Here is a 13,282-nt window from a genome sequence, read left to right as displayed (position 1 = left end):
GCATGACCGGCAAACTCGATCCGGCGGTCCTGTCGGACCTCGTCCTCTCCCGGACGGGTGCCCCCAACCCGAACCTGCTCGCGGGGCCGGCGTTCGGTGAGGACGCCGCGGCGATCAGGGTCGAGGAGGGGACGCTGGTCGCCAGCACCGATCCCATCTCGCTGGCGGCCGAGCGTATCGGCCACCTGGCGGTGGCCGTCGCCTCGAACGACGTGGCGGCCGCCGGCGGACGGCCCGAGTATCTCCTGAACACCGTCCTGCTTCCCGACGCCGACCCCGAACTGCTGGATACCATCACCGGCCAACTCGACGCGGAGTCGGAGCGCCTCGGCCTGACCGTCGCCGGGGGGCACACCGAAGTCGTCGCCGGCCTCGACCGGCCGCTCTGCTCGCTCACCTGTCTCGGGATGGCCGACCGTTTCGTCCCGACCGGCGGCGCCGAACCGGGGAACCGGATCCTCCTCACCAAGGGCGCGGGCATCGAGGCGACGGGGGTGCTCGCGACGGACTTCCGCGACCGACTCGACCTCCCGGCGGACCTGCTCGACCGCGCGACGGCCGCGTTCGACGACCTCAGCGTGATGCCCGAGGCGGCCGTCCTCGCCCCCGTGGCGACGGCCATGCACGACCCCACCGAGGGCGGCGTCCTCGAGGGCCTGATCGAGATGGCGCTGACCGGCCAGGTCACCCTCCACGTCGACCGCGACGCCGTCCACGTCCGCGAGGAGACCCGCGCCGCCTGCGACGCAGTCGGCGTCGACCCGCTTCGCGTCCTCGGCTCCGGCGCGTTGCTGGCGACGGTCGACGCCGACGAGGCGGACGACGCCCTGGCGGCACTGGGCGAGGAGGGCATCGACGCCGTCGACGTCGGGCGGGTCGAACCCGGGGAACCGTCGGTCAGAATCGACGGGGAGCGGTACGCGGAGACGATCCGCGACGACATGTACGACCTCTGGGACTAGAAGTCCGGCTCGGTCCACCGATCGCCCGGATCGACCGCGGAGAGGGCGTGTTCGATCTGTTCGTCGGTGTAGTCGTACTCGTCGAGGGTCAGAAAGAGCCGCTTCCACCGGGCGCTCACGTCCGTCTCGCCCTCGGGACCGACGCGCGCGCCGTGGACCCGAAAGAAGGGGGAACTGCGCCCCAGTCGCTTCCCCTCGCCGGTGTGGCCGTCGAGGGCCACGTCGTACTCGCCGTCCGCCGACAGGTCGTCGGCCGTGACCGGGAACGTGTGGGTCGGCTCCTCGCCCCTGTCGTGGGCGTCGGCCCGCTCCGCCGCGACGGCGTGGAAGCCGTTCACCGCGTTGGCCCCCTCGCGGGCCGCCCGGGCACGCGCGACGACGAGCGCGGCCTGGACCGCCGCCATCTGCCCGCGCCGGGAGTCCATGTCCCACCGCTCGGCCAGGTCCTCGTACCGACCGACGAGCAGGGGGGCCTGCGTGTCGGCCTTCAGGTCCTCGACGACGAAGGTGTTGAGTCGGTCCCAGAGGTTCCACCCGAAGCCCGAGCGGGCGAGTTCCCAAGCACACCACGCCGCCACCTCCTCGTCGCCGCGTCGGATCGCCTTCTGGAGCAGGCTGACGACGGCGTAGCGGTTGAAGCCGCCGTCCGTCTCGTCGGCGCCCGTCTCCTCCCCGAAGTCGTTCGTCCCCGTCGCCTCCGGCGCCTCGGTCTCCAGTTCGCCGTCCGGCCCGAAGGTGGCCTGTCGCTCCTCGTCCATGCCGCGTGGATGGCGACCGGCCGACGAAAGGGTTCGGATCCGGCCGCCGGGCAAATGGGAATCCTTAAGTCCAGTCTGGCGATTACGTGTAGGTGCCCGCCCTTAGCTCAGACTGGTAGAGCAGCCGACTGTAGATCGGCTTGCCCCCCGTTCAAATCGGGGAGGGCGGATTCGCTGAGCAAATTCAACCGAGCCGATTTGAGCTCGGTAGTCGCAGCCCGCGCAGCGTAGCGAGCAGGAACGTCCCGACTCGTTCAACTCGGAGAGGGCGGATACGAAATTAGAACGCCGTCGTGCGCCCGTCGATCCGGACCCGAGAGGCCACCACGGGCAGTCGGCGGGTCACAACTCCTCGGAGACGTCTTGTAGGGCGTTCCGCAGGAGGATGATGTCCTCGTAGCGATCGGCCTTCTCCTTGGCCAGCGCCGTCAGGAGGACGTCGTCGAGGGCGGGCGGGACGTCCGCCACCTCGCTCGGCGGCGTCGGCCGAGCGGTTTTGATCTGCTCGATCACGGAGAACGGCTGCCCGTCGAAGGGCGGCTGGCCGGTGAACAGTTCGTAAAACACCGCCCCGAGCTGGTAGACGTCGGTGAGGTCGTCGGTCGCCGCTCCCCCGTCCTCGAACTGCTCCGGCGCGGCGTAGTGGACCGACAGCCCGTCGACGCTCTCGGAGTGGTCGAGCAGGTGCTTCGAGAGCCCCCAGTCGGCCACCTTGGGGACGTCCCACGCGCCGTCGACCGTACGGAACAGCACGTTCTCGGGCTTGAGGTCGAGATGCGCGACGCCGCGCCGGTGAGCGTGTCGGACCCCCTTCGTGACTGCGATCGCGGTCCAGAGCGCCTGCGGGAGCGGCATCTCGCCGCTTCGCGCACCGAGATGGCCGCCGTCCATGTACTCCATCGCGATCCAGGGAAGCGGCTGGTCCCCGTAATCGACGACGCCGACGATGTGGTCGTGGTCGTCCAGCCGGTCCCACGTTTCGGCCTCGTCGAGTATGCGGGCGACGGCGTCGGTGTGGAGGGTCCCGGCCATCCGCGGCCGTTTGATAGCCAGCGTAACGTTCCCGGTCGGCGTCGGGAGCGTCGCCTTGCTCACGTCGGCGTTGCCGCCGCCGCCGATGGGTTCTTCGTCGGTCAGCGCCCCGTAGTCGACGGACACGTCGGGTGCGCGTGGAATCTCGTCGGGGACGGATGACGACTCCAGTCGGGCGGTGACGTGCTGCAGGCGGTCCGCTCGCCGTCGTTCGAGGGACTCGATCTCCTCGTGGAGACCGCCGAAGCCACGTTCGGCGGCCCGCTCCTCGGCCGACGCGAGGCGTGATTCGAGGGCCACGAGTCGCTGGCGGGCGTCCTCCAGGTCACCCTCGTCGGCGAGCGTCCCGGCACGGTCGAGGTCGGCGCGGAGCGACGCCACGTCGTCCCGGAGGCGTCGGCGGTGGCTTCCGGGGTCCTCGTCGTCCGGGGTCCCGGCGTTCGGGGCCTCGGCGTTCGGGGTCCCGGCGTTCGGGGCCTCGGCGTTCGGCGTCGACGGGGACGCATCGGAGCCAGTCGGTGCCCGCCCCTGCGGATCGGCAGCGGCCGACCTTTCTCCGTCGGCAGCGGCCGACCTCTCTCCGTCGGCAGCGGCCGACCCCCCTCCGCCGGCGGTGGAGGGCGGCGCCGATCGCTCACTACTCGCCGGTGAAGCGTCACTGCTGGTGCGACGCGGCAGCCAGGAGCGGTCGCCGACTCCCGTGAGAGACAGTCCGAGACCCATCAGCCCCGCGTAAATCACGATCCGAGTCGGACTGAGCGGAACGCTCGGGAGCAGTTCGACTAGCACGAACAGCAGCAAATTGGCGGCCAGGAACGCTCGAACGGCGCGAACCGCGGTCCCAGACGGTCGAACGTAGAGTAACGTCCCCGTCCCCACGTACGCCAGCGCGTAGGTGACCGCCTGAACGTCGTTGAAGACACAAGACGTGGTTACGTTGGTGCAGAAGAACCGCCACAGGTCGACGCCCGCGAATTCGCTCAGCAGTATGGCGGGCGTGACGATCACGGGGGAGGCGACGAACGGAGTGCCGATGTCGGAGGTCAGAACCACCTCCGGCGCGACGATCTTACTCGACTGCAGAACGCCGAGGACGATCAGGAACGCTGCGAGATACGTGTTCCCGCTCCGGTCGCCGGCTTCGTGAAATCGTGCGTCCATTATCTAGTTCTCGATTGGTAGCTCGGGGATCGTCGGTCGGAACCGCCGCCGAGTTGCCCGCGATAGCGTTAGTTATCGTGAGCTATTGCAGGGACTAAAAGAATTGTGTCGAGGACGCCCTCTCACGGGTCCGGAGGGGTCGGGAGAGGTGGCCCGTCGGGGGAGTGGTCACGGCGGACGCCACCGGCAAGGGATTTTTCCGTCGGAAGCGACGCGCCCCATCCGTCATGTCTCGACCGGAGCCAGTACAGTGTCCGGACTGTGGATGGACGGGACGGGTTTCGGAGCCGGGGACGGACGTCTCGTGTCCCGTCTGTGATCGAGATCTCGACGTCGCGGAGTAGCGACGCCACGGAACGGATGAAGGTCACGTGTCAGGAGTGCGACCGGGAGGTGTCGTATCGTGAAATCGACGCGGACACCCGGTTGAAAGACGAGGAGTTCGTCACCCACTACCGGTGTCCGTACTGCGAGGCCGAACTGGACGGCATCGAGGTGGACTGACGGCCGCCGCGGGACGACAGGCGGGGAGTCGGCCCGGGCCGACCGTCTCGGGCACAAAAAACGGGGAGGGGTTTCGGCCGAGCGAGGCTCGGATTGTCAGAGGCACCCTTTCCCCGGAGGAGAGGTCGAGCTAGAAATATAAAAATGGGGAGATTAACCGAAGACGCAACGACAGTCGTGTGGCGTTCGAGGTGAAGAGGAGGGGAACGGTACTCCCACGGCCGGTGACCGCGAACGGTCCGTCGGGGGCCGGACCGCGCGCTATTCGACGTAGGGCAGTTCGCGTTCCGGGTTGGTCGGGAGGGTGCTGAAGATCTCCGCCATCTCGCCGTCCTCGAGGACGATCTCGTCGAGGTCGCCGTCGCTCTGGTGGAGCGAGTAGACGAAGTTGATCATCGTCGCCTGGAAGTGCGGACTCGGCTGGTCGCTCTCGCGGATGTGCTTGATGACCTTCGCCGCGGTCTCGTCGTCGAGGATGTCGCTCATGGGGGAGGGAGGACGGGGACGGCAATCAGGGTGTCGGATGCCGGTCGGGGGGCCGACGGTCAGTCGCCGCCGACCGCGAACGCCGTCGCGTCCTCGTCGACCGCCTGCGAGGAGACGAGTGAGACGCCGACGGTGAGGGCACCCCCGAGCAGCATGAAGGCGAGGGCGACGTCCCACCCGGCGTAGGATCGCGCGAGGAGCGCCACCGTCGTCCCGCCCACCTCGACGGGCGTGGACGGGACGAGGACGTGCGCGAGATAGAGCGCCTGCGGGACGCCGACGCCGACGAGCATCCCGTCGCGGGTGGTCGCCTCCCAGTAGAGCGCGACGATGACCGGCGGGGCGAGCAGGGCGAACCCGGAGAAGGCGGTGTCCCCTACCTGGATGAGCGTGCCGGGCCGAGAGAGGCTGGCGACGAAGGCGAGCGTGGCGAAGATGGCGACGCCGACCCGGGCGATCCACGCCTCGCGGCGGTCGCTCGCCTCGGGGCTGACGAAGGGGCGATAGAGGTCGCGGGTGAAGTACGACGACCCCGAGAGGAGCATCGAGTCCGAAGAGGACATCATCGCCGCCATCGCGCCGGCGACGACGAGTGCGGCGAACCAGCCCGGCGTGTACTCCGCCAGCAGCACCGACAGCACGTTCGCCCCCTCGGGCACCTCGATGGGGAGGCCGGCGGCCCACGCCCCGAGCATGAACGCGGGGACGAACAGGAGGAGGACGAGCACGGGCCACAGCGCGAACGAGCGTTTCAGCACCGTCGCCGACTTCGCGACGAAGAAGCGCTGGTTGATCTGTGGGAACATGGTGACGCCGAAGGCGATGGTGACCGCCGAGGAGATGATGAACTGCGGCGAGTAGAGGCCGCCGCCGAGGGCGGCGAAGTCGGGATTGGCCGCGACCATCCCCCGGGTGGCCGCGCCGACGCCGCCGAGGTCGCCGACGATCCAGACCACCGCGATCCAGAGGACCGAGAGCATGAACAGGCCCTGGAGCGTGTCGGTCCAGGCGACGCCGCGCAGGCCGGCGAGCATCACGTAGACGATCATGAAGACGGTGATGAGCGCGGCGCCACCCCAGTAGGGCACGGCGCCGGCGGTCAGGCCCCTGATGGCCTCGCCGGCCCCCATCTGCTGGAGCATGACGTACGGGAACAGCCACAGGAGGCTGACCCCGGCGACCAGGCCGCGGAGCGCCGGCGAGGCGAAGCGGTCGCCGAGCATCTCGCCCAGCGTGACGTACTCGCGTGCGCGACCGATGAGCCACTGGCGGTAGCCGATGACGTACCAGAGGAGGGCAAAGAGCACGCCGTCCATCACGCCCATGACGAGGATCCACTCGGGACCGGCCGCGTACGCGAGGTTCGGCCCCCCGAAGAAGGTGAACGCGGACAGCAGGGTCGCGAAGGTGGTAAAGAGGAGGACGAGCGTGCCCAGCGTCCGACTCGCGAGGTAGAAGTCCTCGGCGTCGTTCCCTCCGACGCGGTAGGCCAGCAGGCCGACGCCGAGCGCGAGCAGGAGGTACGCGAGGACGATGCCGAGCGGGCCGAGGCTCACGGCTCACCACCCCGCGTCCCCCCGGCGCCGAGGCCGGCCTCGCCCTCGACGCCCATCAGTCGATCCCACCCGTACCGGGTGAACAGCGCGAAGGTGACCGCCGCGAGGCCCATCCACCCGAGGTGCCACCAGAGCCAGACCGGCAGTCCGGCGACCACCGTCGAGGTCCCCCAGAGGAACCAGGGGATCGAGAACGTGACGAGTATGACGAACGCCGCTATCCATAGCCAATCGCGTATCGAACGCATGGTTGGACCATGCTCATATCTCCAACTACGTAAATGATGCCAAAACATCCTCCACTCCGAGCTTCGAAGAAAAATTGTCTTCGGAAAGACGTAGAATCGGCGTTCGTCTTTCGGATAGCGTCGACACCGGTAAGCCGCGGCACCCCGAGCGACGTCGTGTGTCCGCGACAGACGATGGAGTCGTCGCCCCGCCGCTCGTCGCCCTCGGCGTCGCGGTGCTCGCGATCAGCACGAGCGCGATACTGGTCCGCTGGAGCGACGCTCCGAACGTGGTCAAGGCGCTGTATCGGGTGACGTTCACCGTCGTGGCGCTCGCCCCCCTCGTCGACGGCGGCGACAGGGCGTCGTTGCGTCGGGTCGGGCGGCGGGACGGACTGGTCGCCGTCGCCGCTGGCGTCGCCCTCGCGGTCCACTTCGTGGTCTGGTTCGAGAGCCTCGATCACACGACGGTCGCCGCGAGCGTCACCATCGTCCAGGCCCAGCCGGTGTTCGTCGCCGCCGGGGCGTGGGTCCTCCTCGGGGAGCGAGTGAGTCGGCGAGGGGCCGTCGGCATCGGCATCGCCCTCCTCGGAATGGTCGCGCTGTCGTTCGGCCCGACCCTCCTCGCGGCGGTCGATCCGACCGCCACGCCGGACGCCCCCGTGGCTGGGGCGCAGTACGGCAACGCGCTCGCACTCCTCGGCGCGGTGGCGGTGGCGGCCTACTACCTCGCCGGCCGGTCGTTACGGCGACGGCTCGGGGTGTTGCCGTACGTGACGGTCGTGTACACGGCCTGTGCGCTGGTCCTGCTCGCCGTCGCCGTCGCCCGGGGGCACGAACTGCTGTCGTACCCGCCCCACGAGTGGGCGCTGTTCGCCGCGATGGCCCTCGGGCCGGGCGTCCTCGGCCACACCGTCGTGAACTGGGCGCTCGGCCACCTCGAATCCCACGTCGTCAGCGTCTCGCTGCTCGGCGAACCCGTGGGGAGTACGCTGCTCGCGGTCGTCCTCCTGTCCGAGGTGCCGACGGCCGGGACGCTCCTCGGCGGTACGGTCGTCCTCGCCGGCATCTACGTCACCGCCTCGGCACGGCCTCAGTGAAGTTTGAGTTCGATCCGGCGGCCGTCGGGGTCGCGGACGTACGCCGCCCAGTCGCGGCCGTACGCGCCGTAGCGTTCGTGGGGCTCCCCCGCCTCCACCTCGACGCCCGCCGCCCGGAGGTCGTCGAGGAGGGCGTCGAGTTCCGCCCGGGTACCCGTCCCCTCCGAACGGACGAGCAGACAGACGTGTTCGCCGTCCACGTCGAACGCCCCGTCGGTGGGCACGAGGTGGAGGTGCCGGCCGCCGGCGACGACGGCCACGTACGGCACCTCGCCGTCCTCGAACCGCTCGCGGTCGCGGATCTCCATCCCCAGCAGGTCGTGGTAGAACTCCAGCGCCCGGTCGAGGTCGCTCACGCGGATGGCGACGTGGTCCATGTCGACGACGTCCATACCCGGTGGTTGGACCGCCGCCCTCAAAACCGTACGGTCACTCGAGGAGCGCGCGCGTCCGCCGGTGACGGTACCGGAACATGGGTTCGAACCCGACGCGGGCGAGCGGCGCGACGGCCTCGCCGAGGGGACCGAAGGGGAGGGCGTACTCCACCCGGTCGTCGACGACCGTCTTCGCCCCGTCGGCGAAGAAACGGTGGGTGTGTTCCCACCGGCGGAACGGGCCGTCGACCATCTCGTCTCTGAAGTACGCGCTGGCACCGTCGCGCACCCGGTCGGTGATGACGGAGGTCCAGCGCTGTCGCGGGCCGACGCCGAACGGCCGGATCGAGGCGTCGATCCGCGACCCCGTCTCCAGAATCCCGGGGTCGGGTTCGCCGTCCGGTCCCCGGACCGCCTCGATCCGGAGGTTCAGCCAGTCGGGGGTCAGCGCCTCCAGGCCGCTCACCCGGGAGTGGAAGTCCCACACCGAATCCAGCGGCGCGTCGACGCGCGTCCGGCGTCGGTAGGTCGCCATACCGAGGGCTAGGGTCGAGACGCGGATAAGCGCGCGGGCGACGGCGCGGAAGCGAGGGGTTAATTCGCGTCACTCCCGTCGGACTACCCATGTCGTTGCCACTGGATCCGGACGACTCGGTGGTCGTCCTCGCCCACGAACAGTTCCCCGACCGGGCGAAGACGGCCGTCGGCGTCCTCCGATACGCGGAGTACGACGTGACGGCGGTGCTCGACCGGGACCGCGCCGGCGAGTCGGTCGGCGACCACGTCCCCGACGTGCCCGACGCCCCGATCGTCGAGAGCATGGACGCCGCCCTCGGCGTCGCGGACCCCGACGCGCTGGTGATCGGCATCGCTCCCATCGGCGGCGGGTTCGACGAGTCCTGGCGCCCGGACGTGCGGGCCGCCATCGAGGCCGGCTGTGACGTGATCGCCGGGCTGCACTACTTCCTCGAAGACGACGCGGAGTTCGCGGCGCTGGCCGCCGATCACGGCGTGGATCTGATCGACGTGCGCCGCCCGCCGGACGACCTCACCGTGAGCGAGGGCCGCGCCCGCGAGGCCGACGCCGACGTGGTGTTGACCGTGGGTACCGACTGCTCGACGGGGAAGATGACGACGACGCTCGAACTCGTCGCCGCGGCGAGGGCGCGGGGCGTCGACGCCGGGTTCGTCCCCACGGGCCAGACGGGCATCATGATCGCCGGCTGGGGGGTCCCGATCGACCGGACGATTTCCGACTTCGCCGCCGGCGCCGTCGAGCGGATGATCCTCGACGCCGCCCCCGATCACGACGTGCTGTTCGTCGAGGGCCAGGGATCGATCCTCCACCCCGCCTACTCCGGGGTCACCTGTAGCCTGCTCCACGGCGCCATGCCCGACGCGCTGGTCGTGACCCACAGCGCCGGCCGGGAGGCCATCCACGGCTACGAGTCGTTCCCGATCCCGCCGGTCGAGACCCACGCCGACCTCTACACCGACCTCGCGGAACCGGTCGCGCCGACGACGGTGGCCGCCGGCGCGCTCGACACCCGGACGTTCGAGGACGACGCGGCGGCACGCGAGGCGGTCGACGCCTACGCCGACGCGCTCGACGCCCCGGCGACCGACCCCGTCCGCTTCGACGCGGACGAACTGCTCGACGCCCTGCTATGAACGCGGAGTACGAGCGACTGACCCTGCCGGTCGACGGCGAGTTCACCATCTCGCGGGGGGTACAGACCGACGTGGAGGCGGTCGTCGTCCGCGTGCACGACGACGAGGGGCGAACCGGCGTCGGCGCCGCCGCCCCCTCCGCCCACTACGGCGAGACGGCCGACACCGTGGCCGCGGTCCTCCCCGCCCTCCTCGACGCCGTCGAGGGGGTCGACGATCCGCTCGCACTGGACCGGATCGAGCGCCGCCTCCGGGGGACGGTCCGGGACAACCCCGCCGCCCGAGCCGCCGTGAGCGTCGCCTGTCACGACCTGGCGACGCGGCGACTCGACGTCCCGCTCTACCGGTTCCTGGGCCTGGACGCCGGCCGAGCGCCGCCCACCTCCTACACCGTCGCCATCGACGACCCCGACGCGATGGGCGAGACGGCCGCAGCGGCCGCCGACGAGGGCTACGCCATCCTCAAGGTGAAACTGGGCACCGACCGGGACCGCGAGCGCGTCGAGGCGGTGTGCGCGGCGGCGCCCGAGGCGACGGTTCGCGTCGACGCCAACGAGGCGTGGACGCCCCACGAGGCGATCACGAAAAGCGAGTGGCTGGCCGACCTCGGCGTCGAGTTCGTCGAACAGCCCGTGCCGGCCGAGAACCCCGAGGGTCTGCGCCGCGTCCACGAGCGAAGCGCCCTCCCCGTCGCCGCCGACGAGTCCTGTCGAACGCTCCCCGACGTGGCCGCGGTGGCCGACCGCGCCGCCATCGTCAACCTGAAGCTGATGAAATGCGGGGGCGTCCGCGAGGCGGTCAGGATGGTTCACGCCGCCCGCGCGCACGGTCTGGAGGTGATGCTCGGCTGCATGGTCGAGTCGACGGCCTCCATCGCCGCCGCCTGTCACCTCGCCCCCCTCGTCGACTACGTCGACTTGGACGGCGCGCTCCTCCTCGCGGCCGACGACTTCGAGGGGCCGACCTACGAGGGCGGGACGGTCTCCTTCCCGGACCGGGCCGGGACGGGCGTGCGACCGATCTGATCACCAGTCGACGAAGGCCGTCTCCCCGCCCGCTCGCTCGACGTACGCGCGCTGCATCTCCGAGATGGCCTCGGACAGGGTCGCGCCGTCGGCCACGGACTCCCGGACGCGCGCTTTCTTCCACGCGCTGGGGACGGTCCCGTCCCGCCGGCGCTCCACCGGGTCGAGGTAGCCGTCGATGGCGTCGGCCGCGAGGCCGGCGTCCCGGAGGCCGCGGCGGGCGTACTCGAACACCTCGTCGTAGACGACGTCGGGGTCGTCGGTCCGGTCGCCGGCCGCCGTCACCCAGACCAGGTCGGCGTCCGGCCCCGCGTCGACGGCGTCGTAGAAGCAGTCGCGCGCCGCCTCCCACGGCAGGTCGGTCAGGGGGTGGTCCGCGGCGACCAACCCCCGGAGCAGGCCGACGACGAGCACCTGCAGCGCGACGGTGTCCCGCACCGTCGGCTGGGTGGGGAGCGGGCGGTACTCGATGCGGAGCGACGCGCCGTCGCGCTCGCTCCCCACCGGTTGCCCGCCGACGACCCCCCGAACCCACCGCCAGTGGACGCCGCGCTTGTGGTCGTACTCCGGGAGCGTCGCGCGGTAGGGGCTGGCGTCCGGGTCGGCCTCGCCGTCCGCGAGCACCGGCGCGTACGTCTCGTCGGCGACGACGCGGTCGACCACATCGGTCGCCCGCTGCAGGTCCGCCGGGAACCGGACCTTCCCCTCGCCACGCGGCGCGCCGGCGTTGATGCTCCGCTCGAAGACCGGGACGCGGAGTTCGTGGGGCGTGGCCTCGACCACGCCGGGGTCGTCGTCGTAACAGTCCGCGGGGAGGAACGGGGAGTTGCTCGACAGCGACAACACCGGCCCCATCGTCCGCAGGGCGGCGTTGAAGTAGCGGGGAAAGGAGTCGGCGTCGGGGACCTGGAGGTGCGGTTGGATGGACGTGGCGAGCGACTCCATCAGGATCGTCCGGTGTTCGAGGGTGGCGCCGGGCACGTCGAGGGTGATCGTCCCGCCGCTTCGCTCCAGAATCTCGTTGTCGAGGGCGACGTATCGGGGGTGGTGGCGCATGTTCGCCGCGACGACGACGCCGTTTCGCTCCTCGACCGTCCCGAGATAGGCGTCGGTCCCCTCGGCCGGCGGCACCGTCCACATGGCGTCGAGGACGGGCGCGAGGTCGGCCGCCCGGAGCGCCTCGGTCGCCGCGTCGACGCTCTCCCGGATCCGGTCGGCCTGTTCGGCGACCCCGGCGGCGTCGAAGGGCGTCGCCGCCGAGTTCACCTCGAAGTCGTGGACGCCGAGTTCCTTCCCACAGCCCGCACGGTCGAAGACGGCCTCGGGGATGCGGGCGAGGCGACACGCGTCGTCGACGGCGTAGGCCTCCAGTTCCAGCCCCACGGCGAACTCGCCGGTGTCGAGCCGTCCGGATCGGATGTCCGCGCGGATGCGCTCGGCCTGGTCGCGCACCCGCCGGTCGAACGCCGCCCGCACCTCGGGGTCGGTCGACCGCTGCACGGCGGCGACGAGGTCGGCGTCCGCGTCCATCAGGCCGACTCCTCGGTGTCCTCGTCGTTCTCGCTCTCGCGCAGTTCGTCGAGTTCGGCCTCGACGTCGGCGTCGACGTCGACCTCGCCCTCGCCCCCACTCCGGTCGCTCGACCCCTCCGACGTCCCCAGTTCGCTCTTGAGCGTCTCCAGTTCCGCCTCCACCTCGCTCTCGGTCCGCCCGGCCTCGAGTTGACGGTCGATTTCGTCCTCGTCGGAGAGGGCGTCCTCGAAGGCGCCGGATTCCTGGAGTTCGTCCATCGCGGCCGCGCGGGCCTCCATCTCGTCGGTCCGCTCCTCGGCGCGCTCCAGCGCCCGCCCCACGTCGCTCATCTCGTCGCCGACGCCGCTCATCGCCTCCGAGACGCGGGTCGAGGCCTCCGCCGCCTCGTATCGCGCCTTCATCGTCTCCTTTTTCGTGCGGAACTCCTCGATCCGGCTCTGCAACTCGTTTTTCTTCTCGACCAGATCGTCCTGCGTCGACTGGAGGTCCGCGATCTGTCCCTCCAGGTCCTCGATCTGGTTCATCTTCTCCTTTTTCTTCTCCAGCGCCCGCCGTGCCAGGTCGTCGCGGTCCTGCCGCACCGCCTCTCGCGCCTGCTCGTTGTGTTTCTCGACGTTCTCCTCCAGCCGTCGTTTCTGTATCTCCAGGCGCTTCTTCTGGGTCGTCAGGTCCGCGATGCCCTGTTTGACCTCCTGTAACTCGTCGCGCATCCGCTCGTAGGAGTAATCGAGCGTCTCCGTCGGGTCCTCGGCCCGATTCAGGAGGGCGTTGAGCTTCGACCGGACGACGTACGAGGCCCGCGAGAGTATTCCCATACCCCCCGTTCGGGACGCGAACCTTAAAATCTCACCCGCCGACCCGGAGTATTGAGGAGCCAGCAGCCCGAACGCTCC

14 protein-coding genes and 1 tRNA gene are annotated in these 13,282 nt (G+C 70.3%); 6 read left to right on the top strand and 9 right to left on the bottom strand.

All coding sequences use genetic code 11. The features are described 5' to 3' along the window. Nucleotides 1-2: 2 nt before the first annotated feature. Nucleotides 3-962, top strand: coding sequence for an AIR synthase family protein (locus NBT67_RS14620; protein ID WP_251342500.1), 960 nt, complete (start codon nucleotides 3-5; stop codon nucleotides 960-962). Here the strand turns inward: NBT67_RS14620 and NBT67_RS14615 are convergent. Next, nucleotides 959-1,720: a hypothetical protein gene (locus tag NBT67_RS14615; protein ID WP_251342499.1), complete on the bottom strand. Its 762-nt coding sequence runs from the start codon at nucleotides 1,718-1,720 to the stop codon at nucleotides 959-961. The genes NBT67_RS14620 and NBT67_RS14615 overlap by 4 nt on opposite strands. A 96-nt stretch (nucleotides 1,721-1,816) precedes the next feature. On the opposite strand from NBT67_RS14615, the gene NBT67_RS14610 reads away from it, so the two are divergent. Beyond that, nucleotides 1,817-1,890 (top strand) — tRNA-Tyr (locus tag NBT67_RS14610). Nucleotides 1,891-2,062: 172 nt separating this feature from the next. On the opposite strand, the gene NBT67_RS14605 is transcribed toward NBT67_RS14610, so the two are convergent. Beyond that, entirely contained in the window at nucleotides 2,063-3,913 is a 1,851-nt protein-coding gene (locus NBT67_RS14605) for a protein kinase domain-containing protein (protein ID WP_251342498.1), read from the bottom strand. Nucleotides 3,914-4,273: 360 nt separating this feature from the next. Here NBT67_RS14605 and NBT67_RS14600 point away from each other — a divergent pair, with 360 nt between their 5' ends. Continuing rightward, nucleotides 4,274-4,417, top strand: a complete 144-nt coding sequence (locus NBT67_RS14600; RefSeq protein ID WP_251342497.1) for a hypothetical protein — start codon at nucleotides 4,274-4,276, stop codon at nucleotides 4,415-4,417. Nucleotides 4,418-4,678: 261 nt separating this feature from the next. Here NBT67_RS14600 and NBT67_RS14595 read toward each other — a convergent pair whose 3' ends face one another. From NBT67_RS14595 to NBT67_RS14585, 3 genes are read right to left on the bottom strand one after another with little or no spacing between them, the layout of a single operon-like run. Continuing rightward, the gene (locus NBT67_RS14595; protein WP_251342496.1) at nucleotides 4,679-4,903 is read right to left on the bottom strand and encodes a hypothetical protein; all 225 of its coding nucleotides are present in this window, start codon (nucleotides 4,901-4,903) and stop codon (nucleotides 4,679-4,681) included. Between the two features lie 59 nt (nucleotides 4,904-4,962). Further along, nucleotides 4,963-6,459, bottom strand: coding sequence for a sodium:solute symporter family protein (locus NBT67_RS14590; RefSeq protein ID WP_251342495.1), 1,497 nt, complete (start codon nucleotides 6,457-6,459; stop codon nucleotides 4,963-4,965). Further along, nucleotides 6,456-6,707: a DUF3311 domain-containing protein gene (locus NBT67_RS14585; protein ID WP_251342494.1), complete on the bottom strand. Its 252-nt coding sequence runs from the start codon at nucleotides 6,705-6,707 to the stop codon at nucleotides 6,456-6,458. The genes NBT67_RS14590 and NBT67_RS14585 overlap by 4 nt, the downstream gene beginning before the upstream one ends. A gap of 158 nt (nucleotides 6,708-6,865) precedes the next feature. On the opposite strand from NBT67_RS14585, the gene NBT67_RS14580 reads away from it, so the two are divergent. Further along, complete coding sequence (locus NBT67_RS14580) at nucleotides 6,866-7,786, top strand: DMT family transporter (RefSeq protein WP_251342493.1); 921 nt, start codon at nucleotides 6,866-6,868, stop codon at nucleotides 7,784-7,786. On the opposite strand, the gene NBT67_RS14575 is transcribed toward NBT67_RS14580, so the two are convergent. Together NBT67_RS14575 and NBT67_RS14570 are read right to left on the bottom strand one after the other, a co-directional pair. Further along, nucleotides 7,780-8,178: a VOC family protein gene (locus tag NBT67_RS14575; RefSeq protein WP_251342492.1), complete on the bottom strand. Its 399-nt coding sequence runs from the start codon at nucleotides 8,176-8,178 to the stop codon at nucleotides 7,780-7,782. The two genes, NBT67_RS14580 and NBT67_RS14575, sit on opposite strands and share 7 nt — an antisense overlap. A 37-nt stretch (nucleotides 8,179-8,215) precedes the next feature. Beyond that, a complete protein-coding gene (locus tag NBT67_RS14570; RefSeq protein WP_251342491.1) occupies nucleotides 8,216-8,695 on the bottom strand; it encodes an SRPBCC family protein in 480 nt (159 codons plus the stop codon). Between the two features lie 89 nt (nucleotides 8,696-8,784). Between NBT67_RS14570 and NBT67_RS14565 the strand changes: the two genes are divergently transcribed. Both NBT67_RS14565 and NBT67_RS14560 read left to right on the top strand, forming a co-directional pair. Next, entirely contained in the window at nucleotides 8,785-9,831 is a 1,047-nt protein-coding gene (locus NBT67_RS14565) for an N-acetyltransferase DgcN family protein (RefSeq protein ID WP_251342490.1), read from the top strand. Beyond that, complete coding sequence (locus NBT67_RS14560; RefSeq protein WP_251342489.1) at nucleotides 9,828-10,856, top strand: dipeptide epimerase; 1,029 nt, start codon at nucleotides 9,828-9,830, stop codon at nucleotides 10,854-10,856. Before NBT67_RS14565 ends, NBT67_RS14560 begins: the two co-directional genes overlap by 4 nt. Here the strand turns inward: NBT67_RS14560 and NBT67_RS14555 are convergent, their stop codons facing one another. Together NBT67_RS14555 and NBT67_RS14550 are read right to left on the bottom strand one after the other, a co-directional pair. Beyond that, nucleotides 10,857-12,386, bottom strand: a complete 1,530-nt coding sequence (locus NBT67_RS14555; protein ID WP_251342488.1) for a glutamate-cysteine ligase family protein — start codon at nucleotides 12,384-12,386, stop codon at nucleotides 10,857-10,859. It abuts the gene before it with no gap. After that, a complete protein-coding gene (locus NBT67_RS14550; protein WP_251342487.1) occupies nucleotides 12,386-13,204 on the bottom strand; it encodes a PspA/IM30 family protein in 819 nt (272 codons plus the stop codon). The genes NBT67_RS14555 and NBT67_RS14550 overlap by 1 nt, the downstream gene beginning before the upstream one ends. Nucleotides 13,205-13,282 lie beyond the last annotated feature (78 nt).

It is taken from the genome of Haloplanus sp. GDY1 (genome assembly GCF_023703775.1).
GTDB lineage: Archaea > Halobacteriota > Halobacteria > Halobacteriales > Haloferacaceae > Haloplanus > Haloplanus halophilus.
This window is presented reverse-complemented; position numbering and strand designations above follow the sequence as displayed.

Excerpts from the sequence above, each read along its gene's own strand:
- NBT67_RS14560 (WP_251342489.1), top strand. The coding sequence starts at position 9,828 with ATGAACGCGGAGTACGAGCGACTGACCCTGCCGGTCGACGGCGAGTTC.
- NBT67_RS14555 (WP_251342488.1), bottom strand. The coding sequence starts at position 12,386 with ATGGACGCGGACGCCGACCTCGTCGCCGCCGTGCAGCGGTCGACCGAC.
- NBT67_RS14570 (WP_251342491.1), bottom strand. The coding sequence starts at position 8,695 with ATGGCGACCTACCGACGCCGGACGCGCGTCGACGCGCCGCTGGATTCG.
- NBT67_RS14550 (WP_251342487.1), bottom strand. The coding sequence starts at position 13,204 with ATGGGAATACTCTCGCGGGCCTCGTACGTCGTCCGGTCGAAGCTCAAC.
- NBT67_RS14600 (WP_251342497.1), top strand. The coding sequence starts at position 4,274 with ATGAAGGTCACGTGTCAGGAGTGCGACCGGGAGGTGTCGTATCGTGAA.
- NBT67_RS14585 (WP_251342494.1), bottom strand. The coding sequence starts at position 6,707 with ATGCGTTCGATACGCGATTGGCTATGGATAGCGGCGTTCGTCATACTC.
- NBT67_RS14605 (WP_251342498.1), bottom strand. The coding sequence starts at position 3,913 with ATGGACGCACGATTTCACGAAGCCGGCGACCGGAGCGGGAACACGTAT.
- NBT67_RS14615 (WP_251342499.1), bottom strand. The coding sequence starts at position 1,720 with ATGGACGAGGAGCGACAGGCCACCTTCGGGCCGGACGGCGAACTGGAG.
- NBT67_RS14620 (WP_251342500.1), top strand. The coding sequence starts at position 3 with ATGACCGGCAAACTCGATCCGGCGGTCCTGTCGGACCTCGTCCTCTCC.
- NBT67_RS14595 (WP_251342496.1), bottom strand. The coding sequence starts at position 4,903 with ATGAGCGACATCCTCGACGACGAGACCGCGGCGAAGGTCATCAAGCAC.
- NBT67_RS14575 (WP_251342492.1), bottom strand. The coding sequence starts at position 8,178 with ATGGACGTCGTCGACATGGACCACGTCGCCATCCGCGTGAGCGACCTC.
- NBT67_RS14565 (WP_251342490.1), top strand. The coding sequence starts at position 8,785 with ATGTCGTTGCCACTGGATCCGGACGACTCGGTGGTCGTCCTCGCCCAC.